Source organism: Variovorax sp. GW822-FHT04A09 (genome assembly GCF_058801005.1).
On record NZ_JBXAMV010000002.1, the window covers coordinates 724,933 to 746,316 of the forward strand.

The 21,384-nt window shown below is 70.4% G+C and carries 22 protein-coding genes; 10 read left to right on the forward strand and 12 right to left on the reverse strand.

Annotated elements, in window-relative coordinates; all coding sequences use genetic code 11:
* Positions 1 to 2: 2 nt before the first annotated feature.
* Both AC1RLW_RS14430 and AC1RLW_RS14435 read right to left on the reverse strand, forming a co-directional pair.
* A complete protein-coding gene (locus AC1RLW_RS14430) occupies positions 3 to 1,610 on the reverse strand; it encodes a class I adenylate-forming enzyme family protein (RefSeq protein WP_493193597.1) in 1,608 nt (535 codons plus the stop codon).
* A gap of 115 nt (positions 1,611 to 1,725) precedes the next feature.
* On the reverse strand, positions 1,726 to 2,565 hold the full coding sequence (locus AC1RLW_RS14435; protein WP_493193598.1) for a hypothetical protein: 840 nt from the start codon (positions 2,563 to 2,565) through the stop codon (positions 1,726 to 1,728).
* A 186-nt stretch (positions 2,566 to 2,751) separates the two neighbouring features.
* Here AC1RLW_RS14435 and AC1RLW_RS14440 point away from each other — a divergent pair, with 186 nt between their 5' ends.
* Positions 2,752 to 3,405: a DUF1345 domain-containing protein gene (locus AC1RLW_RS14440; RefSeq protein WP_070062606.1), complete on the forward strand. Its 654-nt coding sequence runs from the start codon at positions 2,752 to 2,754 to the stop codon at positions 3,403 to 3,405.
* A 7-nt stretch (positions 3,406 to 3,412) separates the two neighbouring features.
* Here the strand turns inward: AC1RLW_RS14440 and AC1RLW_RS14445 are convergent, their stop codons facing one another.
* The 3 genes from AC1RLW_RS14445 to AC1RLW_RS14455 all read right to left on the reverse strand — a co-directional run bounded on the left by AC1RLW_RS14445 (position 3,413) and on the right by AC1RLW_RS14455 (position 6,550).
* Positions 3,413 to 4,375: a DMT family transporter gene (locus AC1RLW_RS14445; RefSeq protein WP_493193600.1), complete on the reverse strand. Its 963-nt coding sequence runs from the start codon at positions 4,373 to 4,375 to the stop codon at positions 3,413 to 3,415.
* A gap of 76 nt (positions 4,376 to 4,451) precedes the next feature.
* Entirely contained in the window at positions 4,452 to 4,949 is a 498-nt protein-coding gene (locus AC1RLW_RS14450; protein ID WP_062469816.1) for a methylated-DNA--[protein]-cysteine S-methyltransferase, read from the reverse strand.
* Positions 4,946 to 6,550 carry a DNA-3-methyladenine glycosylase 2 family protein gene (locus AC1RLW_RS14455; protein WP_492728023.1) on the reverse strand — a complete coding sequence of 535 codons (1,605 nt, stop codon included), beginning with the start codon at positions 6,548 to 6,550 and terminating at the stop codon, positions 4,946 to 4,948. The genes AC1RLW_RS14450 and AC1RLW_RS14455 overlap by 4 nt, the downstream gene beginning before the upstream one ends.
* A 110-nt stretch (positions 6,551 to 6,660) precedes the next feature.
* Between AC1RLW_RS14455 and AC1RLW_RS14460 the strand changes: the two genes are divergently transcribed.
* Positions 6,661 to 8,043, forward strand: a complete 1,383-nt coding sequence (locus AC1RLW_RS14460; RefSeq protein WP_493193601.1) for a phosphomannomutase/phosphoglucomutase — start codon at positions 6,661 to 6,663, stop codon at positions 8,041 to 8,043.
* A gap of 7 nt (positions 8,044 to 8,050) precedes the next feature.
* The gene (locus AC1RLW_RS14465; RefSeq protein WP_493193602.1) at positions 8,051 to 9,442 is read left to right on the forward strand and encodes a 3-deoxy-D-manno-octulosonic acid transferase; all 1,392 of its coding nucleotides are present in this window, start codon (positions 8,051 to 8,053) and stop codon (positions 9,440 to 9,442) included.
* A 16-nt stretch (positions 9,443 to 9,458) separates the two neighbouring features.
* Here the strand turns inward: AC1RLW_RS14465 and AC1RLW_RS14470 are convergent, their stop codons facing one another.
* The 4 genes from AC1RLW_RS14470 to AC1RLW_RS14485 form a co-directional block, all read right to left on the reverse strand.
* A complete protein-coding gene (locus tag AC1RLW_RS14470; RefSeq protein WP_062469804.1) occupies positions 9,459 to 10,988 on the reverse strand; it encodes a TolC family outer membrane protein in 1,530 nt (509 codons plus the stop codon).
* A gap of 24 nt (positions 10,989 to 11,012) precedes the next feature.
* On the reverse strand, positions 11,013 to 11,366 hold the full coding sequence (locus AC1RLW_RS14475) for a rhodanese-like domain-containing protein (protein ID WP_493193604.1): 354 nt from the start codon (positions 11,364 to 11,366) through the stop codon (positions 11,013 to 11,015).
* A gap of 16 nt (positions 11,367 to 11,382) precedes the next feature.
* On the reverse strand, positions 11,383 to 12,060 hold the full coding sequence (locus AC1RLW_RS14480) for a protein-L-isoaspartate O-methyltransferase family protein (RefSeq protein ID WP_062469799.1): 678 nt from the start codon (positions 12,058 to 12,060) through the stop codon (positions 11,383 to 11,385).
* Positions 12,061 to 12,154: 94 nt separating this feature from the next.
* On the reverse strand, positions 12,155 to 12,832 hold the full coding sequence (locus AC1RLW_RS14485) for a TetR/AcrR family transcriptional regulator (protein WP_492728020.1): 678 nt from the start codon (positions 12,830 to 12,832) through the stop codon (positions 12,155 to 12,157).
* 103 nt (positions 12,833 to 12,935) lie between these two features.
* Here AC1RLW_RS14485 and msrA point away from each other — a divergent pair, with 103 nt between their 5' ends.
* The 6 genes from msrA to AC1RLW_RS14515 all read left to right on the forward strand — a co-directional run bounded on the left by msrA (position 12,936) and on the right by AC1RLW_RS14515 (position 18,814).
* Entirely contained in the window at positions 12,936 to 13,487 is a 552-nt protein-coding gene (msrA, locus tag AC1RLW_RS14490; RefSeq protein WP_492699282.1) for a peptide-methionine (S)-S-oxide reductase MsrA, read from the forward strand.
* A gap of 20 nt (positions 13,488 to 13,507) precedes the next feature.
* Positions 13,508 to 13,906: a hypothetical protein gene (locus AC1RLW_RS14495; protein ID WP_493193605.1), complete on the forward strand. Its 399-nt coding sequence runs from the start codon at positions 13,508 to 13,510 to the stop codon at positions 13,904 to 13,906.
* 83 nt (positions 13,907 to 13,989) lie between these two features.
* A complete protein-coding gene (locus AC1RLW_RS14500) occupies positions 13,990 to 16,086 on the forward strand; it encodes a TonB-dependent receptor (protein ID WP_493193607.1) in 2,097 nt (698 codons plus the stop codon).
* Between the two features lie 43 nt (positions 16,087 to 16,129).
* Complete coding sequence (locus AC1RLW_RS14505) at positions 16,130 to 17,080, forward strand: AEC family transporter (RefSeq protein ID WP_493193608.1); 951 nt, start codon at positions 16,130 to 16,132, stop codon at positions 17,078 to 17,080.
* Positions 17,081 to 17,213: 133 nt separating this feature from the next.
* A complete protein-coding gene (locus AC1RLW_RS14510; protein ID WP_493193609.1) occupies positions 17,214 to 17,597 on the forward strand; it encodes a hypothetical protein in 384 nt (127 codons plus the stop codon).
* A complete protein-coding gene (locus tag AC1RLW_RS14515; RefSeq protein WP_493193611.1) occupies positions 17,597 to 18,814 on the forward strand; it encodes an OmpA family protein in 1,218 nt (405 codons plus the stop codon). The genes AC1RLW_RS14510 and AC1RLW_RS14515 overlap by 1 nt, the downstream gene beginning before the upstream one ends.
* A 7-nt stretch (positions 18,815 to 18,821) precedes the next feature.
* On the opposite strand, the gene pdxH is transcribed toward AC1RLW_RS14515, so the two are convergent.
* Positions 18,822 to 19,478, reverse strand: coding sequence for a pyridoxamine 5'-phosphate oxidase (pdxH, locus tag AC1RLW_RS14520; protein WP_369629666.1), 657 nt, complete (start codon positions 19,476 to 19,478; stop codon positions 18,822 to 18,824).
* A gap of 29 nt (positions 19,479 to 19,507) precedes the next feature.
* On the opposite strand from pdxH, the gene AC1RLW_RS14525 reads away from it, so the two are divergent.
* Positions 19,508 to 20,077 (forward strand): nucleotidyltransferase family protein, encoded by a 570-nt coding sequence (locus AC1RLW_RS14525; protein WP_493193613.1) that lies wholly within the window; start codon positions 19,508 to 19,510, stop codon positions 20,075 to 20,077.
* A gap of 17 nt (positions 20,078 to 20,094) precedes the next feature.
* Here the strand turns inward: AC1RLW_RS14525 and AC1RLW_RS14530 are convergent, their stop codons facing one another.
* Together AC1RLW_RS14530 and AC1RLW_RS14535 are read right to left on the reverse strand one after the other, a co-directional pair.
* Positions 20,095 to 20,634, reverse strand: a complete 540-nt coding sequence (locus AC1RLW_RS14530) for a superoxide dismutase family protein (protein WP_493193614.1) — start codon at positions 20,632 to 20,634, stop codon at positions 20,095 to 20,097.
* Complete coding sequence (locus AC1RLW_RS14535) at positions 20,631 to 21,323, reverse strand: gamma-glutamylcyclotransferase (RefSeq protein WP_307637857.1); 693 nt, start codon at positions 21,321 to 21,323, stop codon at positions 20,631 to 20,633. Before AC1RLW_RS14535 ends, AC1RLW_RS14530 begins: the two co-directional genes overlap by 4 nt.
* Between the last annotated feature and the right edge of the window lie 61 nt (positions 21,324 to 21,384).

The window sequence follows — 21,384 nt, forward strand, 5'->3', positions numbered from 1 at the left end:
GTTCAGTCGCGCTGGTAGTGCCCCTGGTGCGCCTGGCGCAGCTCGAACTTCTGGATCTTGCCCGTCGAGGTCATCGGCAGCGCGGGCACGAAGACGATGTCCTTGGGCACCTCGAAGCCGCCCAGGTGCTCCTTGCAGTGCGCCGTGAGCGTGGCTTCCGAGAACTCTGCCGGCGCATCGGGCCGGCGCGTGACGAAGGCCGTGATGGCCTCGCCCCAGCGCTCGTGCGGCAGGCCGACCACCGCCGCGTTCAACACGGCCGGATGGCGCAGCAGCACCTCCTCGACCTTGAGCGAGGGCACGTTCTCGCCGCCCGACTTGACCATGTCCTTGAGCCGGTCGAGAAAGATCAGCTGCCCGTCGTCGTCCAGCTTGCCCAGGTCGCCCGAGTGGTGCCAGCCGAAGCGCTGCGCGTGCGCCGTGGCCTGCGGGTCCTTGTAGTAGCCGAGCATCACGTTCGGTCCGCGAAAGACGATCTCGCCGACCTGGTTCGGTGCGAGCAGCTCGCCTTCGTCGCCCATCACCGCGACCTCGTTCACCAGCGTGCCCACGCCCCAGTACGAGCCGAAGCGCTCGCGCTGCTGGTGCGTCTCGAAGATGGTGGCGCCGGGGTACATCTCGGTCTGCCCCGAGGCCAGCGCGAAGTTCGGGCACAGCGCATCGAGCAGGCGCAGCAGCAGCGTGCGCGACATCGGCGCCATCGCATACACGCACAGCCGCAGGCTCGACAGGTCGCGCGATTCGCGCTGCGGGTGGGCCAGCAGCGCGCCGTACATCATCGGCAGACCGACCGTCACGGTGATCTGGTGGCGCTCGATGGCGGCGAGCATCGCGCCGGGGTCGAAGCCGCGCAGGATGACGTTCGTGCCGCCCACCGCCAACGCCGACATCAGCACCGTGTGTTGCCCGCAGTGAAACAGCGGCAGCACGTTGCTCCACACGTCGTGGTGCGCGGGGCCGCCGCCCCATTCGAGCATGTTGCTCTGGAGCACCGAGTGCACCGAGGCGTGCGAATGCATCACGCCCTTTTGCCGACCGGTGGTGCCGCTGGTGTACATGATGAGCGCGAGCTGGTTGCTGTCGATAGGCACGTCGGGCAGCGTGGCGGGGCCCTGCGCGATGGCCTGCGCCACGGTGGGCACGCCGGGCGGCGGCGTGTCGCCGTCGAGCACGCACAGCAGCGGCGAGACACCGGCCGTGTCCAGCAGCTGGCGCAGCTCGGGGCGCGTGTGCAGCGCGGTGTCGATCACCAGGTGCCGCGCCTCGGCGTGTTCGAGGATGTAGCCGATGGCATCGACCGCGAGCGCCGTGTTGATCGGCACCCACACCAGCCCGGCCTTCTGGATGCCGAGCAGCGCGACCACCATCTCGATCGAGTTGTTGCACAGCATGGCCACGCGCTCGCCGCTGGCCAGGCCCAGGCCCAGCAGGTGGTGCGCGAAGCGGTTCGATGCGGCGTCGAGCTCGCGGTAGCTCATGCGGTGCTCGCCTTCGATGAGCGCGGTGCGCGCGCCGAAGCGCCGCGCGCTGCGGTGGATCACGTCGCCCAGCGCGATGCGGGCGATGCGTTGGGAGGAGGAGGGCGTGGGCTCGGTGCGGGCGGCGGGCATGGGGGCGTGTCTCCGGTCGTTGGGGGTGTTCGATCGGAGCGCAGACTAAGACCGGCACCGCCCGCCGGTCTTGCGAAGAGTGGCTATGCGGCGCCGGCCGCCCGCCGGGGCCGCGTCAGAAGCGGGCCTTGAGGAAGGCCGAGGGCCCCTGCAGCCGCACCTTGAGGCGCGAATCGGCGAAGCCGCCCTCGCGCGTGAGGTCGATGTTGGTCACGCCATACGACAGCACCAGGCCCACGTTCTTCACCGGGAACCACTCCACGCCGGCTGCGGCGTTGTAGATGTTGCCGTGGAAGCGGCCGCTGCTCTTCCACACGCCCGAGGCGTCGGCGAACAGCCGAAGGTCGGGCGTGATCGCGTGGCGCACGCCGACCTCGAGCAGGGGCGCGATGGCGTTGTCGCTCGAGCGCTCGCTGACCGAGCGCACCTGTCCGTTCACGCCGACCAGCGCGCTGGCACCGAGCGTCGCGCGGTAGTAGGCCGCGCCGGCGCCCAGCCCGAAGACGGTGTTGCCCGAACCGAGCCACCACTTGTAGGCGAGCTTGGCGAAGTCGAGCTGGGCCGAGAGGTTCGCGTTGCCGATGGCGCTCAGCGAGCCGAAGCTGCCGAACGAGGTGTTGCCCGCGACCTGCCCTTCGTAGTCGCGCTTGTAGCGGTAGTAGTCGAAAGACAGGCCCTGGCTGTCGCCGATCAGCACGTCGGCCGAGATGCGCGGCATGGTCACGCGGCCCGGCTTGAGCTCGTTCGAGCGCAACACGCCGTAGGGGGTTTCGACCGAGGCACTGAACTTGGGGTCGGCACTGAAGGCCCCCACCGAGAAGCTGAAACGGTCCAGCGCCGGCGAGGGCTCGGCCGCGGCAAAGGGTGCGAAGCAAAGCAGGGAGAGGGCGCCGGTTCCGGCCAGGGCGCGGAATCTCGCGGTCCGGTCGAACGGACGCGAACGAAGCAACAGCATGAAAGAAATCCTTCGGGTGAAAGATGCCTCGGGCATGTGCATGGCGCAATGCCTCCGGGCTGAGGCTCCCTGAAACCGCATCACCTTAGTGACGTGGCACCGCGCTGCGCATGCGCCGTTGGCCGATGTGCCTGTAGGAAATTGCCGATCGCACGCCGATGCATACCGCGGCGCTACAGTCCGCCCATGCGTGAACACCTTTCCACCACCACCGGTCCCCAGCGTCTTCTCTACGGGGCCGCGGCGGCCGTCGCGGTGGCGCTCGTGCCCTGGCCGATGGGCCTCACGGCGCGCGCGCTGGCCGGCTGGTGCGCAGGCGTGGCGGTGTACCAGGTGCTCAGCTGGTGGCTGGCCGAGACCTTCGACGCCCAGCGCACGCGCGAGCGCGCGCAGCAGCTGGACCAGCCCAATGTCGTGATCCTGGTGTCGATGCTGGTGGCGGTGGGCGTGAGCGTGGTCGCCATCGCGATGCTGCTGCAGCAGGTGCGCCAGCTCAGCGGCTGGGCGCGCGGCGCGCACGTGGCGCTGGGGCTGGTGGCGCTGGCGGGCTCGTGGCTGATGATGCACACGATCTACGCCTTCCACTACGCGCACCGCTACTACATCGACCGCAAGGACAGCGCCTCCGACGGCGGGCTCGACTTTCCGGGCAAGGAAGCGCCCGACTACTTCGACTTCATGTACTACGCCTACGTGATCGGCATGACCTCGCAGGTGTCGGACGTGCAGGCCACCTCGCACGAGATGCGGCGCATCACGCTGGTCCACAGCGTGCTTGCCTTCGCCTTCAACATGCTCGTGCTGGCCCTGTCCGTGAACGTGGTGGCCGGCGTGGTCTGAAGAAAACTCAGCCCGCGGCCTTGCGCAGCGACGGCAGCTTGACGATGCCGGTCGACAGCGCCACGCCGCACACGATCACGAAGGCGCAGATCAGCATCCACTGCGTGATCTGCTCGCCCAGGAACACGGCGCCGTAGAACAGCGCGAACACCGGCACGAGGAAGGTCACGGTGAGGGCGCGGGCCGGGCCGGCGCGCTCGATGAGCCGGAAGAACAGGATGTAGGCCACGCCGGTGCAGGCGATGCCCAGCGCCAGCAGCGCCAGCCACGCGCGCAGGCTGGGCATCTGCGCGGGCCAGAGCCAGATCGCGGGCAGCGCGAGGAACAGGCTGGCGCCGATCTGGCTGCCGGTGGCCGTGGTCAGCGCGGGCACGCCCGACAGGTGGCGCCGCGTGGCGCTGGCCGAGATGCCGTAGCAGAGGCACGCCGCCAGGCAGGCCAGCACGGCCCACAGCGCGGCGTGGTTGCTGGCGCCGGCATGCAGGCCGGCGCTGCGGCTGGCAAGCATCGCGACGCCCGCGAAACCGATCACCAGGCCGACGAGGCGCGAGCCGTTCGGCCGCTCGCGGAACCAGGCCCAGGCCACCAGCGCGCCGAACATCGGCGTGGTGGCGTTGAGCACCGCCGCCAGGCCGGTGTTGATGGTCAGCAGCGCGAAGCAGAACAGCGCGAAGGGCATGCCCGAGTTGAAGATGCCGACCGTGAGGCTGGCCTTCCAGTGCTTGGCGATCGACGGCCCCTGGCCGCGCAGCAGCGCAATCGGCAGCAGGAACAGCGCCGCGATGACCACGCGCACGGCGGCCGTCGGCAGCGCGCCGAACTCTGCCGCGCCGATGCGCATGAACAGGAAGGAGGCGCCCCACAGCGCGCCCAGCAGCACGAGGTCGACGAGCCACGCCTTCGGTGCGAGCGCGGCGGGAGCGGGCGAAGGCGTGGGGGCGACGGTGGTGTTGTTGTTCGTTGTGGTCATGCGTCTCTTTGGGGAATGGCGCGGCGCCACATCGAGGGGATGTGGCGCTGTGCCATGGGCGGTGTTTTCTTCTGTCTTACTTGCCGGTCTCGAGTTCGAGCAAGGCGGTCTTGCGCTCGAGCCCGCCAGCGTAACCGGTCAGCGAGCCGTCTGCACCCAGCACGCGGTGGCAGGGCACGATCACGCTGATCGGGTTGCGTCCGACCGCCGCGCCCACCGCGCGCACCGCGGCCGGGTTGCCCACGCGCTGGCTCAGCGCGCCGTAGGTCGTGGTCTCGCCGGCCGGGATGGCCAGCAGCGCCTGCCACACGCCCTGCTGGAAGGCGGTGCCGTGCGACAGGTCGAGCTGCATGTCGAAGTGGCTGCGGCGGCCCGCGAAGTAGTCGCGCAGCTGCGCGGCGGCCTCGACCAGCGCGGGGTGGTCGTCCTTGGTCTGCCAGCCCGTGGTGTCGGGCCAGTGGCGCTGGTGGTCGAACCAGACGCCGGCCAGGCCCTGGTCGGTGGCGGCCATCGTGACGCCGCCCAGCGGCGTGTCGGTGTGCGAGGTGTAAATGACGGTGCGCTTGAATTTCATGGTCTTTCAGGCACGGGGCCTGCCGTTGCGAGGTCGGAAGAAGTGGCGGTCGGCGCGGCGGCCGATGCCGGTTCGGAGGGCGCGGGCGGCGTGTGCCAGGCCCGCAGCACCGCGTAGCTGCGCCAGGGCCGCCAGGCCTGCGAGGCCTCGCCCGCGGCGCGCGCGGTGGTCACGCCCAGCGCCTTCTGCAGGGCCACGTCGCCGGCGGGAAAGGCGTCGGGCCAGCGCAGGGCGCGCATCGCGATGTACTGCGCGGTCCAGGCGCCGATGCCGGGCAGTTCCTGCAGCGCCGCGAGGGTGGAGGGCACGTCGGCGCCCGCATGCAGCGCCAGCCGGCCCGAGGCCACTTCGCGCGCGATGGCCTGCAGCGCGGCCTGCCGCTGGCGCACGATGCCCAGCTGCCCGAGCGCGTCGCCGCTGGCCGCCGCCAGCGCGGCGGGCGTGGGGAAGAGGCGGCTCAGGCCGTCGATGGGCGTGTCGATCGCGTCGCCGAAAGCCTCGACCAGCCGCGAGCCCAGCGTGCGCGCCGCGGCCACGGTGATCTGCTGGCCCAGCACCGCGCGCACCGCGAGCTCGAAGCCGTCGACCGTGCCCGGCACGCGCAGCCCGTCGCCGTGCGGAAAGGCGGCATGCAGCGCGGCGTTGATGGCCATCGGCTCCGCGTCGAGGTCGAACAGCGCGCGTGCGCGGCTGATGACGATCGGCAGCACCGCGGCCAGTGAATCGCTCACGGCCAGCAGCACCTGCTCGCGTTCGAGGTCGAAGCGCAGCTGCAGCCAGCCGGCATGCGCCTGCCCACCGTGCTGCACGCGCAGGGTGCGCGCCAGCCGCACGTAGGTGGGCGTGCTGCCCTTGGCGGGCTCCTTGCCGTCGGCGGTGTGCACGGTCTCCACGCCGCGCAGCGCGCGCCGTGCGAAGAAGCCGAGCATGGCGTTCGCGTCGTAGGGCGGGCGAAAGCCCAGCCGCACTTCGATGGCCTTGCCTTCGCCGCCCTCGGTGCCGCCCGCGCGGCGCAGTGCGCTCGGGTTGAGCCCGTAGTGCTCCACGAAGGCCGCGTTGAAGCGCCGCACGCTCGCGAAGCCGCTGGCCAGCGCCACCTGCGTCATCGGCAGGCGCGTGTCGGCGATGAGCTGCTTGGCGGCCAGCAGGCGGCGCGTCTGCAGGTACTGCAGCGGCGACACGCCGAACTGCGCCTCGAAGATGCGCCGCAGGTGGCGGTCGCTCACGCCCAGGCGGGCCGCGATCTGCGCCGCGCCGGGGCCTTCTTCCGACCAGGCATCGGGTTCGTCGATCAAGCGCGCCGCCTGCAGCGCGAGGATGCGCGAGGCGTCTTCGGTCGACCAGCTGGCCGCGCGCGGCGCCAGCTCGGGCCGGCAGCGCAGGCAGGGCCGAAAGCCCGCGGCCTCGGCCTGGGCCGCGTGGCGGAAGAAGCGGCAGTTCTCGCGCCGCGGCAGCTTCACGCGGCACACCGGCCGGCAATAGATGCCGGTGGAGGTCACGGCCGTGAAGAACGAGCCGTCGAAGCGCGCGTCGTGCGTCTTCATCGCCAGGTAGCAGGCGTCGCTCTCGAGCACTTCGGAGGGGGCGTGGGCGGTAGACATGGGGAAATGATACGGTTTCGACTCGTTTCAACTGGCCGTTTTCGGACATCGATGTCTACAACGCGTTGCCTACAATGCCCGACTCCGAACCAACAGTGACCCCGCCCTTCATGCAGCTCAGCGCATCGATCTTCAAGGCCTATGACATCCGCGGCGTCGTGCCCCTCAGTCTCGATGTCGAAGTGGCCGAGGCGCTGGGCCGTGCCTTCGGCAGCGCAGCCCGCGCGGCCGGCGAGACCGCGGTGGCCGTGGGCCGCGACGGGCGCCTGTCGGGCCCGGCGCTGGTGGACGCGCTGATCGACGGCCTGGTCGCCACCGGCGTCGAGGTGATCGACATCGGCGCGGTCACGACCCCGATGCTGTACTTCGCGGCCCACACGCTGTGCACGAGCGGCATCCAGGTCACGGGCAGCCACAACCCGAAGGACTACAACGGCTTCAAGATGGTGCTGGCAGGCCGCGCGATCTACGGCGACGAGATCCAGGGCCTGCGCAAGACCATGGAAGACGGCAGCGCGAAGCTCGCGCCCGGCGGTAGCGTACGCAAGGTCGACGTGACCGACGCCTACGTGCAGCGCATCGTGGGCGACATCAAGCTCGCACGCCCCATGAAGATCGTGGTCGATTCGGGCAACGGCATTGCGGGCGCGACCGCACCGGCCATCTTCCGCGCCATCGGCTGCGACGTGGTCGAGCTGTTCAGCGAGGTCGACGGCAACTTCCCCAACCACCACCCCGATCCGAGCAAGCCCGACAACCTCCGGGACCTGATGGCCGAACTGGCCAAGGGCCAGGCCGAGCTGGGCCTGGCTTTCGACGGCGACGGCGACCGGCTGGGCATCGTCACGAAGGACGGCCAGAACATCTTCCCCGACCGCCAGATGCAGCTCTTTGCGCAGGACGTGCTCTCGCGCGTGCCCGGCGGCACCATCGTCTACGACGTGAAGTGCTCGCAGCGCCTGGCGCCAGCCATCGAGGCCGCGGGCGGCACGCCGATGATCTACAAGACCGGCCACTCGCTCATCAAGGCGAAGATGAAGGAAATCAATTCGCCGCTGGGCGGCGAGATGAGCGGCCACATCTTCTTCAAGGAGCGCTGGTACGGCTTCGACGACGGCACCTACGCCGGCTGCCGCCTGCTCGAGATCCTGAGCAAGCACCCGGACGCGAACGCCGTGCTCAATGCGCTGCCCACCAGCTTCTCGACCCCCGAACTGAACGTCGCCTGCGCCGAAGGCGAGCCGCACGCGCTGGTCGCCCGGCTCGTGCAGAACGCGCGCTTCGACGCGCCCGCCCAGGTCTCGACCATCGACGGCCTGCGCGTGGACTGGCCCGATGGATTCGGGCTGATCCGCGCTTCCAATACCACCCCCGTGCTGGTGCTGCGCTTCGAAGGCCAGACCGAGGCGGCGCTCCAACGCATCGAGACCGAGATGCTTGCGGTGCTGCGAACGGTCAAGCCCGACGCCACGCTGGCCGCTGCTGCCCACTGAAGAACCTGTGCGTTCCCTGCTGCTTCGCCTCTACGGCGTCTTCACCACCGCCGTCCAACCGCTGGTCCGCCGCAAGCTGCGGCGCCGCGCCGTCGCCGAGCCCGGCTATGCCGTGGCCGTCGAGGAGCGCTTCGGCCACTACGACGAGGCCACCACCGGCTTTGCCCAGTGCTGGGTGCACGCCGTCTCGCTGGGCGAGACGCGCGCCGCCGCCATCCTGATCGCCGAGCTGCGGCGCCAGTACCCGGGCATTCCGATCCTGCTCACGCACGGCACCGCCACGGGCCGCGAAGAGGGCGCCAAGCTGCTCGAGCCCGGCGACACGCAGGTCTGGCAACCGTGGGACACGCCGGGCGCCGTCGCCCGCTTTCTCGACCGCTTCCAGCCGCGCATCGGCGTGCTGATGGAAACCGAGGTCTGGCCCGAGATGGCCGCCGCCTGCGCCGAGCGCCGCATTCCGCTGGTGCTGGCCAATGCGCGGCTCAACGAGAAATCGCGCGCCGCGGCCGAACGGCTCAGCGGGCTGGCGCGGCCGGCGTACTCGGCGCTCGCCGCCGTCTGGGCGCAGACCGAGGCCGACGCGCACCGGCTGGTGTCGCTGGGCGCCAAGGTGGCCGGGATCTACGGCAACCTCAAGTTCGACGCCACGCCCGACGCGCGGCAACTGGCCACGGCCGTGTCGCTGCGCGAGCACCTGCCGCGCCCGATGGTCGTGCTGGCCAGCTCGCGCGATGGCGAGGAGCGGCTGCTGCTCGAGGTGCTCAAGCGCTTCGGCGCCACCTCGCCGGTGCCACCCGAGCAGGGCGCGATCCGCTCGATCGCCAAGCGCGTGCACGACGTGCAATGGATGATCGTGCCGCGCCATCCGCAGCGTTTCGACGAAGTGGCGGCGCTCATCGAGGCCGAAGGCTTCGCGGTGGCGCGCCGCAGCGCGGCCGGCCAGCCGGCCGAGGCCGAGATCTGGCTCGGCGATTCGCTGGGCGAGATGGCGCTGTACTACGGCTTGGCCGACGTGGCCTTGCTCGGCGGCAGCTTCGAGCCGCTGGGCGGGCAGAACCTCATCGAGCCGGCGGCCTGCGGCTGCCCGGTGGTCATGGGCCCTTCGACCTTCAACTTTGCCGAGGCGGCGCAGCTGTCGCTCGCGGCGGGCGCGTCGCTGCGCGTCGAGGGCATGGAGCAGGCCGTGACGGCGGCGCTCAAGCTGGTCGAGAACCCCGAGCGCCGTGCCGCGATGGCGCAGGCTGCGCTGGCCTTTTCGTCGTCGAACCGTGGCGCGGCCGAGCGCACGGCGGCGGCGGTGCTGGCGATTGCGCAGGCGGCGGAGCCGGTGACGACACCTGTGGCCGGCGACGACAGCGCGCCGCCCGAAGCGGCGCGGGCCGAACCCACGCTGGATTGAGCGGCCCGTTGCCGGGTCAGCGCACCGGCGGGTTCAGGATCACCGGCGGCGGCGGTGCCGACGGCATCGTCGGCGCGGGCGGGTTGAACGGCTGCACCGGCACCGGCGGCACCACCGGAATGGCCGGCGGCGTCACGGGCACCACGGGCGCACCCGTCGTCGCGGCAGGCACCGCAGGCGTGCTGCCATTGCGCGCCAGCGTCGCGTTGATCGCGTTCATGTCGTCGGTGGTCAGCGTGCCGTTGGCCTGGCGCAGCTTCAGGTTGCCCAGCAGCACGTTGTAGCGCGCCTGCGCGAGGTCGCGCTTGGTCTGGAACAGCTGGCTCTGCGAGTTGAGCACGTCGATGTTGATGCGCACGCCCACCTGGTAGCCCAGCTTGTTGGCGTCGAGTGCGCTCTGGCTGGAGGATTCGGCGGCTTCGAGCGCCTTCACCTGGCCGGCGCCCGACACCAGCCCGAGGTAGGCCGCGCGCGTGGCCTGCGCCACGCTGCGGCGCGTGCCCTCGAGCACGCTGCGCGACTGGTCTTCGAGGGCCAGCGTTTCCTTGATGCGGTTCTCGGTGGCAAAGCCCGCGAACAGCGGCAGGTTGAAGGTGACACCGACCGTGGCGGCGTTGACGCGCGTGCCCACGGTGCTGGTGCTGGTGCCGGTCGGATTGCGCGTGACGTTGTAGCCGAGGTTGGCGTCCAGCGTGGGCTTGTGGCCGGCCTGCGCCTTCTGCACCTCGAGCCCGGCCACGTCCAGGCCCAGGCGCGCCTGGCGGATCGCCGGATGCACCTCGTCGGCCTGCGCCACCCAGGCGTTGATGTCGGCGGGCTGCGCGGTCGGCAGCACGACCGGCGCGGCCAGCGGCACGGGCACGCTGCCCGGGCGGCCGACCAGCTGGTCAAGCACCACCTTCTTGACCTGCAGGTCGTTCTCGGCGGCGATTTCCTGGGCGATCACGAGGTCGTAGCGGGCCTGGGCCTCGCGCGAGTCGGTGATGGTGGAAGTGCCGACCTCGAAGTTGCGCTTGGCCGAGGCCAGCTGCTCGGCCACGGCCACCTTCTGCGCGCGCACCAGGGCCAGGCTGTCCTGGCTGGCGAGCACGTCGAAGTAGGCCTGGCTCACGCGCACGATGAGGTCCTGCTCGGCAATGGTGAGCACCGCCTGCGCCACCTCGGCCTGGCGCTTGCCCTGCTCGTAGGTGGCCCAGTTGGCGGGGCGGTACAGCGGCTGCGTGGCGTTGATGCCGACGTTCTGCGTGGTGAAGTCGCGCGAGGCGCTGCTGCCGCGGCCGGTGCCGGTCAGGGTGTCGATGTCCAGGTTGCTGCGGTTCACGCCCGCGGTGAGCCCGACGGCCGGCAGGATGCCGGCCTTGGCCTGCGCGGCGCGCGCCAGGTTGGCCTCGTACTGGGCCCGCGCGCCCTGGTAGGTGGCATCGAAGCCGCGCGCGGAATCGTAGAGTTCGTTCAGTGTCTGGCCCTGGGCCGGCAGTGCGAGCAGGCTCGCAATGGCGCTTGCGAGGGCTGCGGAAAGAGGCAGAAGCCGGGGCCTGGGAGGCATTGAACGTCCTTGGGAGGGAAAGAATCAGTAGCGCGGCACGCTCGGGTCGTGCTGCGCGGACCAGGCGTCGATGCCCCCCGCCACGTTGGCGAGCGAGTCAAAGCCGTTCTGGTGCAGAAAAGCGGCCACGCGCTGGCTGCGGGCGCCGTGGTGGCACAGGCAGGCGATGCGCAGCGCGGGCTGTCCGTCGCCGCTGGCGAGTTCGGCCAGCCGGCCGGGGATCTCGTTCATCGGGATCGCGACCAGCGTGAAGCCCTGCGGCGCGACGCTCGCCGTCTGCAGCTCCCAGGGCTCGCGCACGTCGAGCAGCACGGGGGCGGCGTCGGCGTCCTGTGCGAACCAGGCGGCCAGGTCGGCGGGGCGGACTTGATCGATCATTCGGTGGGCCGCTCGATCAGAACGCGAAGCGCGAGGGCTCGGGGAAGTTCAGCAGGCGCGGCGCCACGGTGTCCCAGGGCTGGATCGTTTCCCACTTGCTTTCGCTGGTGCGGGTCACGAAATGGGCGCGCATCATGGGCTCGTCGCCGACGATGGCCGACAGGCGGCCGCCGACCTTGAGCGAACCGAGCAGGTTCTGCGGAATGCGCGCGACCGAGCCGCTGAGCACGATCACGTCGAAGCTCGGGCCGCTGGCCAGCGGCACGGCGCCGTCGGCGTGGCGCACTTCGACGTTGGTCACGCCGTTGCTGCGCAGCGTCTCGGCGGCGCGGGCGGCCAGCACGGGGTTGATCTCGAGCGACAGCACCTGGGCCGCGCGGGCGCCGAGCAGGGCGGCCATGAAGCCGGAGCCGGTGCCGATCTCGAGCACCGATTCGTGCTTCTGGATGTGCAGGTCCTGCAGGGTGCGGGCCTCGACCTTGGGCGACAGCATGAATTCGCCGGGCACCGAGCCGTCGAGCAGGGGCAGTTCCATGTCGAAGAAGGACAGCGTGCGGTGCGCGTCGGGCACGTAGTCTTCGCGGTGAATCTCGGCCAGCAGCTCGAGGATGTCCGACTCCAGCACGTCCCAGGGACGGATCTGCTGTTCGATCATGTTGAAGCGCAAGCGCTCGAGGGTGGGCGTGGGGTTCATGGCGTGGCTTTCCTTGAAGGCTCTGGACGGGACAAACCTTCAATTTTAGGTCGCGCCGATGACGCCACCGCGCCAGTCGGCCATCCGGCGGGCGTCATGCGGGGCTCCCGGGGCGCACGCAGAGGCCGTAGAGCACGGTTTCGCACTGGGTGGCGATGAATTTTTCGGGGTCGAGCGTGCTCACGCCGTCGACGCAGACCATGGCCGAATGCTTCCAGAGCATGAGGAACACCATGGGCGCGACCACCGAGTAGATGGCGTGGTCGATGTCCATGGGCACGAACTCGCCGCGGTCGATGCCGCGCTGCAGGATGCGGCGCAGCAGGTCGTGGCCGGGGCGCACCACCTGCTGGCGGTAGAACTCCGCCAGCTCGGGAAAATTGCCGCCTTCGCTCATCATCAGCTTGGTCAGGCCCGAGGCCTTGGTCAGGCCGACGCGTTCCCACCAGACGTTCATGCAGTAGCGCAGCATTTCGGCCGTCGTGCCCTCGAAGGCCTCGAATTCGGCGTTCCACTCTGTGAAACGGCCGCCGAGGTTTTCGATCACCACGGCCTTGAACAGCTCTTCCTTGCTCGGAAAGTAAAGAAAGAGGGTGCCCTTGGACACGCCGGCGCGGGCCGCCACTTCTTCCGAGCGGGTGGCGGCAAAGCCCTTTTCGACGAACAGGTCGAGCGCCGCCGCCAGCAGCTCGCCCGGACGCGCTTCCTTGCGCCGCTCGCGCTTGGACGGCAGCGGGCAGAACTTGTCGACGAGGGAGCGGGGGGAGGCCATGGTGTTAATGACTGACGGGTTAGTAATGTAGTGACCGGCATCCGGCCCGTCAAGCCGCGACAATACCGGTCCCCGCTTTTTCCAACCCACCCGGAGCCGCGCCATGTCTTCCTCACCGTCGCCCACCGAAACCATCGTGCTCGGCGGAGGCTGCTTCTGGTGCACCGAGGCGGTGTTCGACCGGGTGCAGGGCGTGCTGGACGTCGAGTCGGGCTACAGCAACGGCCAGACCCTGAACCCGAGCTACGAGCAGATCTGCACCGGCCGCACCGGCCATGCCGAGGTCGTGAAGCTCGAATTCGACCCGGCGCAGATCAGCCTGCGCGAGCTGCTCGAGATCTTCTTCGTGGTGCACGACCCCACCACGCTCAACCGCCAGGGCAACGACGTCGGCACCCAGTACCGCAGCGGCATCTACACCACGAGCGATGCCCAGAAAGAGGTTGCCGAATCCGTGATCCGCGAGATCGAGGCCAGCAAGACCTACAGCTCGCCCGTGGTGACCGAAGTGGCACCGCTGGCCAACTACTCGACGGCCGAGGCCTACCACCAGGACTACTTCCTGAACCACCCGAACCAGGGCTACTGCGCGTTCGTGGTCGGCCCGAAGGTCGAGAAGTTCCAGAAGACCTTCGCCTCGCGCGTCAAGGCCTGAGCCTCTTTTTTTCACGCCCCGTGTCCGCCACCCTGCGCCAGACCCCGAACCGCACGACGCGCGCCACCCGCGCGCTCGTCGTCGCGCTGGCGTTCGCGCTCTGGTTCGCCGGCACGATGGGGCTCATGCACCGTTCGTTGCACGTGCCGGGCCTGCCCGCCGCTGCGGCGGCGAAGGTGCAGGCACAGGCCGCGCACCGGCACGACACCGGCCACACGCTGGCCAGCCTCTTCGGCGTGCACGACGACGCCGACTGCCGCCTGTACGACCAGTTGGCGCACGGCACGGGCGTGCCCGGCGTGCCGCTGGTGGTGCTGCCGATGCTGCTGCCGGCGGCCACGTTTGCTTATCTGCAGGGCGAAGCCATCGCCCGCTGGGTCGCGCTCTTCGACGCGCGCGGCCCGCCGTCCACTCGCTGAATCCCCCGTGTTCCGGTTGCCGCACCCCTTCGGGCGGGTGAGGGCGGCCGGTCGTTCCCCGATTCAACGAGTGTTCTTTCTTCATGACCCCCCAATTCCGTCGCAACGCCATCGGCGCTGCCGTTCTTTCGCTCGCCTCGGTGGCGAGCCTGGCCCAGACCGCCGACACCGCCGCCGCCCCAGCCGCTGACCCCTCCAGCCTGCGCGAGGTCACCGTCACCGGCAACCCGCTGGGCGCGAGCGACCTGATCGCGCCGACCACCTCGCTGTCGGGCGATCAGCTGCTGCTGCGCTCCGAATCGACGCTGGGCGAAACGCTGAACAACCTGCCCGGCGTGAGCAGCAGCTACTTCGGCCCCAACGCCAGCCGCCCCAGCATCCGCGGGCAGGACGGCGACCGCATCCGCATCCTGCAGAACGGCGGCGGCGCGCCCGACGCCTCGGCGCTGAGCTACGACCACGCGGTGCCCGTCGATGCGCTGGTGACCGAGCGCATCGAGGTGCTGCGCGGCCCCTCGGCGCTGCAGTACGGCGGCAGCGCCGTGGGCGGCGTGGTCAACGTGATCGACAACCGCATCCCCACCGAGCCCATCAACGGCTTCGGCGGCCGTGCCGAGCTGGGCTACGCCAGCGGCAACAAGGAAAAGAGCGGCGGCGTGCTGCTCGAAGGCGGCAACGACCGCTTCGCCCTGCACGTCGACGCCTTCAACCGCGATTCGAAGGACGTGGCGGTGCCGGTCGACCTCGAATGCAGCAAGCCCGGTCGCCTGTCGCTCGCGCGCCGCATCTGCAACTCGCAGAACGAGGCGCACGGCGGCGCGGTCGGCGGCACGCTGTTCTTCGGCCAGGGCTGGATCGGCGCCTCGGCCAGCACCTACCGCAGCAACTACGGCACCGTGGCCGAGGACGATGTGACCATCGGCATGAAGTCCGACCGCTACGCGCTGGAAGGCGAGTGGCGCCCGGGCGGCTTCATCCGCAGCATCCACGCGAAGGTCAGCCGCACCGATTACCGCCACACCGAGTTCGAGGGCCGCGAGGCCGGCACCACCTTCTCCAACCTGAGCAACGACCTGCGCATCGAGGCGCGGCACGAAAAGATCGGCAACCTCGAAGGCCTGGTCGGCTTCAGCCGCGAGACCAACCGCTTCGCCGCCGACGGCTCGGAGGCCTTCGCGCCGCACAGCCGCACGCGCTCCAACGCGCTGTTCCTGCACGAAGAGCTCGGCACCTCGTGGGGTCGCCTGAGCTTCGGCGCGCGCACCGAGAAGGTCACGGTGCGCTCGCTGGGCTACCCCGACGACCTGTCGGTGACGCGCTTCGCCATCGGCGAGCGCAGCTTCAATCCGCACAGCGCGGCGTTCGGCGCGCTGGTCAACCTCACGCCCCAGTGGCAGCTGACCTCGAACCTGGCCTACACCGAGCGCGCACCGAAGGACTACGAGCTGCTCGCCAATGGCCCGCACGTGGCCACGGCGGCGTGGGAGGTGGGCGACCCGAACCTGGGCAAGGAAAAGTCCACCGGCTTCGACCTGGGCGCGCAGTGGAAGTCGGGCCCGAACACGGCCCGCGTGAACGCGTACGTCACGCGCTTTCGCAACTACATCGGCCTGACCGCGTCGGGCCGCACGCTCGACGAGGAAGGGCAGGTCGTCACCGACCCCGAAGCCACCGACACACTGGCCGAGTACCGCTACGGCGGCATGCGCGCGCGCTTCACCGGCATCGAGGCCAACGGCAACCTGCGGCTGCTGGGCGCCGACGGCTTCGCGCGCATGGCCGACGCGGGCACGCTCGACCTCGAATGGCGCGGCGACATCGTGCGCGCGAAAAACCTCGACACTGGCGAGCCGCTGCCGCGCATCGCGCCGCTGCGCCTGGGCGCCACGCTGGCCTACGGCAACGGGCCGTGGACCGCGCGCGTCGGCTTCGACTACAACGCGGCGCAGCGCCGGGTGCCGAGCGTGGGCGCGCGCGAGACGGACGCGTACACGCTGTGGAACGCGTCCATCAGCTACCGCATGAAGGTGCAGCGCGCCAACCTCACCTGGTACGCGCGCATGGACAACATCGGGAACACGCTGGCCTACACGCCGACCTCGATCCTGACGACCACGGTGTTCCCGAAGGCGCCGCTGCCGGGGCGCTCGCTGAAGGTGGGTTTGCGCGTCACGTTCTGAGGCGCCGGCCTTTCGCGCGGCGGGCGCGCGCTATCCTCGCCGGGTGAATTCGTTCGTCATTTCTTCCCTGCTGCCCGTCGTTCTTCTCATTGCCGCCGGCTACCTTGCCGGACGGCGCCGGTGGATCGGCGGCAATGCGGTGAAAGACCTGTCGAACCTCATCTTCCTGCTGCTCGCGCCCGCGCTGCTGTTCCGCGCCATGAGCACGGTGCACGTGCAGGAGTTGAGCCTGAAGCCCGTGGCGGCGTACTTCATCGCCTCGGGCCTGCTGTTCGCGGCCACGCTCGCGTGGCGCGGCTTCAACCGCACGGGCGCGGTGCTGGCGCTGGCCAACACCTACAGCAACACCGTGATGATCGGCATCGCGCTGATCGGCCTGGCCTACGGCGAGGCCGGCATGGTGGTGCTGCTCACGCTGATCTCACTGCATTCGCTCGTGCTCATGACCAGCGCCACCGTGGTGCTCGAGCTGGCCGTGGCGCGCGAGCACGCGGCGGTGAGCGGCGCCGACCGGCGCTCCATGGCGCGCACCGTGGGGCGCGCGCTGCGCAACGCCATCATCCATCCGGTGCCGCTGCCCATCATCGCGGGCCTGCTGTTCGCGCAGACGGGCCTCGTGATGCCCGAGGTGATCGACAAGCCGATCCAGCTGCTGGGCCAGGCCTTCGGGCCGGTCGCGCTGGTGATGGTGGGCATCACGCTCGCGCTCACGCCCATCGGACGCCACTGGCGCGGCGCGCTGGTGCAGGCGCTGGTGAAGAACCTCGTGCACCCGCTGCTGGTGGCGCTCATCGGCTGGCTGCTGGGCGTGCGCGGCATTCCGCTCACCGTGATGGTGGTGGCGGCGGCGCTGCCCATCGGCGCCAACGTGTTCCTGTTCTCGCAGCGCTATCGCAGCGCCGAAGACCTGGTCACGGCCAGCGTCGCCGTGTCGACCGTGCTGGCGCTGGGCACGCTCACCCTGGTCATGGTCTGGGTGCAGTGGTTGCCCTGACGGCCCCCATTTCTTCCGCGCTTTTCGCGAACTTTTGCCCGACTGAGCGACAGCGCTAGCCCTATGCCGTTTGGCAGGGGTGGCCGTTTGGTGGGCTGGCGAGCGGCGTTCGCGCCCCTACATTTGCCGGCTGATGACGATCTACCCGGCGCGTGTTTCGCCCCTTGCCCTTGCAGTGACGGCGGTGGTCGCGACGGTGATCGCGCTGCACGGCGCGCGCGCGCATGCGGCGGGCGAGGCCAAGCCATGCCGCACGCCCTGCCTGGCCGTTCCCGTGCCGGTTGAGGCACCGCCGGCCAAGGAAGCGGAGCCCAAGCCCGCCGTCGTGCGGCCGGCGCCGAAGCCGCGCCCGCAGATCACCGCCACCGCCGCGCCGGCCCCGGCGCCCGAGGCGCATCGCGAACCCGTCGAGCGGCGCCCCGCGCCATCGAAACGCTGCAGCGAGATCAACATGCGCGCCGCCGTCGGCGAGCCGCTGTCGGACCAGGATATGAAGATATTGAGGAGCCAGTGCTGATGACCACGACCACAACAGCGAACACCGCCGTCCCCCGAACCCTGTGGCACGTGCTGGCGCTGTGCACTGCCGCGCTGCTGGCCACCGCCTGCGCGCACCGCCCCGCGCCCAGCAGCGCCATGCCCTTCGACCAGGCCGTCACCCAGGCGGTCGACGACCTCATGGTGCAGACCCAGAAACTGCCGGCCTTCCTGGCCAAGGTGGAGTCGACGCTGACGCAGCGGCGCATCGTGATCGATCCGCTGCTCGAAGGCGCCAGCGGCCAGCAGACCGAGGTGACGCGCGTGGCCGAGCAGCGCATCGTGCAGCGCATGCAGGCGCAGTTCAAGCAGTTCACCGTGACGCCGTTCAACGCGAACGAGATCGGCAACGCGCAGTACGTGCTCAACGGCACGCTGGTGCGCGACAAGGACGCCTCGGGCGCGCCGTACCGGTTGAACCTCGCCATGACTGAGATCAAGAGCGGCATGGTGATCGCGCAGTCGGTGGCGCGCATCAGCGATGCCTCGCTCGACACGCGGCCCACCGCCTTCTTCCGCGACAGCCCGGTGAACGGCAAGGACCGCGGCGTGGAAGGCTACATCCGCACCGCCGAGACGCCGGCCGGGCAGGCCGCCGACGCGCTGTACCTGGAGCGCCTGCCGACCGCCACGGTGCTGCAGGAGGCCACCGCCGCCTACGAGGCCGGCCGCATGAGCGAGGCCCTGAGCCGCTACGAGGCCGCGTCGAAGCGCGCCGACGGCCAGCAGCTGCGCATCTACAGCGGGCTGTACCTCACGCAGTCGCAGCTGGGCCGCACGGCCGATGCCGAGCGCACCTTCGGCACGCTGGCGCGGCTGGGGCTCGAGAGCAACAACCTGAGCGTCAAGTTTTTGTTCAAGCCGGGCTCGACCGACTTCCTGGCCGACCCGAAGATCAGCGCGGCCTACCCGATGTGGCTGCGCCAGATCGCGCGGCAGGCGGCGCAGATCGAGTCGTGCGTGGTGGTCACGGGCCACACGAGCCGCACGGGCTCGGAGGCGGTCAACGAGCGGCTGTCGCTGCAGCGCGCAACCAGCGTCAAGGCGCGGCTGGTGGGCGAGGCGCCGCCGCTGTCGAAGAAGCTGCGCGAAGCCGGCATGGGCTTTCGCGAGAACATCGTCGGCACGGGTGCCGACGATGCGAGCGACGCGCTCGATCGGCGCGTCGAGTTCAAGGTTGCGACTTGCGAGGCTTGAGGCAGGCTTAAGGGGCCAGGCGTTCGCGCACCCAGTCCGCGCCTTCGAGCCTGTAGCGCAGCCGGTCGTGCAGCCGGCTCTTGCGGCCCTGCCAGAACTCCCAGCGATCGGGCACCAGCCGGAAGCCGCCCCAGTGCGGCGGGCGCGGCGGCGAGAGCAGGTGTTTGGCGGCGTACACGGCGGCGTTCTTCACCAGCACGTCGCGTCCGCTGATCACTTCGCTCTGCGGGCTGGCCCAGGCGCCGATGCGTGAATCGAGCGGGCGGCTGGCGTAGTAGGCGTCGCTCTCCTCGGCGCTGACCCTTTCGACGCGGCCCTCGATGCGCACCACGCGCTCCAGCTCGACCCAGTGGAACTGCAGCGACGCATACGGGTTGCCCGACAGCTCGCGGCCCTTGCGGCTGTCGTAGTTGGTGTACCAGACGATGCCGCGCGCGTCGTAGCCCTTGATCAGCACGATGCGGCTGGACGGCCGCAGGTCGCTGCCCACCGTGCACAGCGTCATCGCGTTGGGCTCGGGGATGTGCGCGTCGACGGCCTCGGTGAGCCAGCGCTCGAACTGCTGGAGCGGGTCGGGGGCGCTGCGGGTCTCGTCGAGCTCGGCGCGCTCGTAGCTCTTGCGCAGCGCGGCCAGCGCGTCCTTGGAAAGAGGAGAAGAAGTCATGCCGGGATTGTTGCGCACATACTTCGCCCATGACGACGACAGAGGCGAACTCCCCGACCGTGATCGTGCTGGCCTCGGGCCGTGGCGAGCGTTTCATCGCGGCCGGCGGCACGGGCTCCAAGCTGAAGGCGCTGCTCGCGGGCCGGCCGGTGCTCGAGCGCACGCTCGACGCGGTGCGCGCGAGCGGCCTGCCGTGGCACCTGGAAGACGCGGGGCACCCCGGCATGGGCGATTCGATTGCCGCCGCGGTGCGCGCCACGCCCCACGCGGCGGGCTGGCTGATCCTGCCGGGCGACCTGCCGCTGGTGCAGCCCGCGACGCTGCGGGCGGTGGCCGCCGCGCTCGGCGGGCGGGTGAATGCCGTGCAGCCGGAGTACCGGGGCGAGCGCGGGCACCCGGTGGGCTTTGCGGCAGGCTGCGGGGCGCAGCTGGCGGCGCTGGAAGGGAACATGGGTGCATCGCCCGTCCTGCGGTCGATGCGTGCCATCGATGCGGTCGTCGACCTGGCGGTGGACGATGCCGGCGTGGTGACCGACATCGACACGCCCGAGGCCCTGGCGCGGGCCGAGGCGCTCTGGCAGGCGCGCGCGGGCGCCTGACCGCTCACACTTTTTGCTTAGTTCTGGGCAACGACCGCGCAGAGCACGCGCGGGCCGGAGTTGCCGGCGGGCTGCGTCGTGAAGTCGTCGCGGTCGCGGTGCACCACGAGCGCGCGGCCGCGCACGTTGTTGGCGGCGCCGTCGGTCAGCGAGATCGCGTGGTTGTCGACGCTGAAGCGCGCCACGCCGCTGGCATCGGCCACGAGGCTGGGCAGCTCGCCGGCATGGCTGCCGGGCGCGGAGAACTTGCCGTGCGTGCCGCCGGCCGGGTTGAAGTGGCCGCCCGAGGCGTTGCCGTTGTTGCCGCAGTCGCCCTTTTCATGGATGTGGAAACCGTGCTCGCTGCCCGGCGCCAGGCCGCGCACCTCGCCGGACACGCGCACGCCGTGGTCGAGGGCGGTGAGCGTCACCGAGCCGCGCGCGGGGTTGGGCGTGACGGCGGCGGTCGGCGTCAGCTCGACCGTGGTGCTCGGCTTGCCGCCCATGCTGCCGCAGGCGGCGAGCACGGCAGTGGCGAGGAGGGCGGTGCCAGTGGCGAGGAGACGGCGATGGATCATTGGTTTTCCTTGTTGAACGGGGTGGAGGGTTGAGAGGACGCGGTGTCCGAAGACCCCGCAACGTATACCGGAGCCGGGGCTGTCCCGCAATCGGCGGGTGTCTGAAATGGCGGCTCGGCGGCCAGCGCCACCAGCCGGGCCAGTGCCGCGTCGTGGATCGCATGGCGCTGCAGTTCGAGCAGGGTCTGGCGCGCGTAGTCGAGCGAGCTGCCGTAGCGGCCCACGGCATTCGCGAAGATGTGGCGGTAGCGCTCGTCGCTGAGCTCGCCCGTGAAGTTGGGGCTGCGCCGCGACAGCGTGAAGGCCAGCGCGCGCACCGGCCCTTCGGCGGTGCCGCATTGCAGCCACTTGGGGTCGTACACGCCGGTCGGCATCTCGCGCAGCCAGAGGCGCTTGAGCGTCTCCAGGCCCTCGGCCTTCGGCACGCGGAACACCACACCCCGGCAACTGCCGCCCGAGAGCAGGCCGAACACCAGGCCCGGCGTCTGCACGCTGCCGCGGTTGACGCGGCTCCACATCTTGAGCGCGCGGTGCCAGCCGTGCACCGAGGCCGCGCGCCGTTCCGCAAAGCCGAATTCGGGCCGCCAGATCAGCGAGCCGTAGCCGAAGAGCCAGAGATCGTCGCGCCCGCCCCAGTCGGCGATCGCGCGTTCCAGCATCGGCTGCGGGTCGCGCAGCGGACGGGGCATGGGGTCGAGACCCGGCGGACCGGGGTCCGGCGCGACGGCTGACACGGGGGTGTCGGGGGTG

Excerpts from the sequence above, each read along its gene's own strand:
- AC1RLW_RS14515 (WP_493193611.1), top strand. The coding sequence starts at position 17,597 with ATGACCACGACCACAACAGCGAACACCGCCGTCCCCCGAACCCTGTGG.
- AC1RLW_RS14485 (WP_492728020.1), bottom strand. The coding sequence starts at position 12,832 with ATGGCCTCCCCCCGCTCCCTCGTCGACAAGTTCTGCCCGCTGCCGTCC.
- AC1RLW_RS14435 (WP_493193598.1), bottom strand. The coding sequence starts at position 2,565 with ATGCTGTTGCTTCGTTCGCGTCCGTTCGACCGGACCGCGAGATTCCGC.
- AC1RLW_RS14535 (WP_307637857.1), bottom strand. The coding sequence starts at position 21,323 with ATGCCCCGTCCGCTGCGCGACCCGCAGCCGATGCTGGAACGCGCGATC.
- AC1RLW_RS14430 (WP_493193597.1), bottom strand. The coding sequence starts at position 1,610 with ATGCCCGCCGCCCGCACCGAGCCCACGCCCTCCTCCTCCCAACGCATC.
- AC1RLW_RS14450 (WP_062469816.1), bottom strand. The coding sequence starts at position 4,949 with ATGAAATTCAAGCGCACCGTCATTTACACCTCGCACACCGACACGCCG.
- AC1RLW_RS14440 (WP_070062606.1), top strand. The coding sequence starts at position 2,752 with ATGCGTGAACACCTTTCCACCACCACCGGTCCCCAGCGTCTTCTCTAC.
- AC1RLW_RS14500 (WP_493193607.1), top strand. The coding sequence starts at position 13,990 with ATGACCCCCCAATTCCGTCGCAACGCCATCGGCGCTGCCGTTCTTTCG.
- AC1RLW_RS14455 (WP_492728023.1), bottom strand. The coding sequence starts at position 6,550 with ATGTCTACCGCCCACGCCCCCTCCGAAGTGCTCGAGAGCGACGCCTGC.
- AC1RLW_RS14445 (WP_493193600.1), bottom strand. The coding sequence starts at position 4,375 with ATGACCACAACGAACAACAACACCACCGTCGCCCCCACGCCTTCGCCC.
- msrA (WP_492699282.1), top strand. The coding sequence starts at position 12,936 with ATGTCTTCCTCACCGTCGCCCACCGAAACCATCGTGCTCGGCGGAGGC.
- AC1RLW_RS14510 (WP_493193609.1), top strand. The coding sequence starts at position 17,214 with ATGACGATCTACCCGGCGCGTGTTTCGCCCCTTGCCCTTGCAGTGACG.
- AC1RLW_RS14475 (WP_493193604.1), bottom strand. The coding sequence starts at position 11,366 with ATGATCGATCAAGTCCGCCCCGCCGACCTGGCCGCCTGGTTCGCACAG.
- pdxH (WP_369629666.1), bottom strand. The coding sequence starts at position 19,478 with ATGACTTCTTCTCCTCTTTCCAAGGACGCGCTGGCCGCGCTGCGCAAG.
- AC1RLW_RS14460 (WP_493193601.1), top strand. The coding sequence starts at position 6,661 with ATGCAGCTCAGCGCATCGATCTTCAAGGCCTATGACATCCGCGGCGTC.
- AC1RLW_RS14525 (WP_493193613.1), top strand. The coding sequence starts at position 19,508 with ATGACGACGACAGAGGCGAACTCCCCGACCGTGATCGTGCTGGCCTCG.
- AC1RLW_RS14530 (WP_493193614.1), bottom strand. The coding sequence starts at position 20,634 with ATGATCCATCGCCGTCTCCTCGCCACTGGCACCGCCCTCCTCGCCACT.
- AC1RLW_RS14480 (WP_062469799.1), bottom strand. The coding sequence starts at position 12,060 with ATGAACCCCACGCCCACCCTCGAGCGCTTGCGCTTCAACATGATCGAA.
- AC1RLW_RS14470 (WP_062469804.1), bottom strand. The coding sequence starts at position 10,988 with ATGCCTCCCAGGCCCCGGCTTCTGCCTCTTTCCGCAGCCCTCGCAAGC.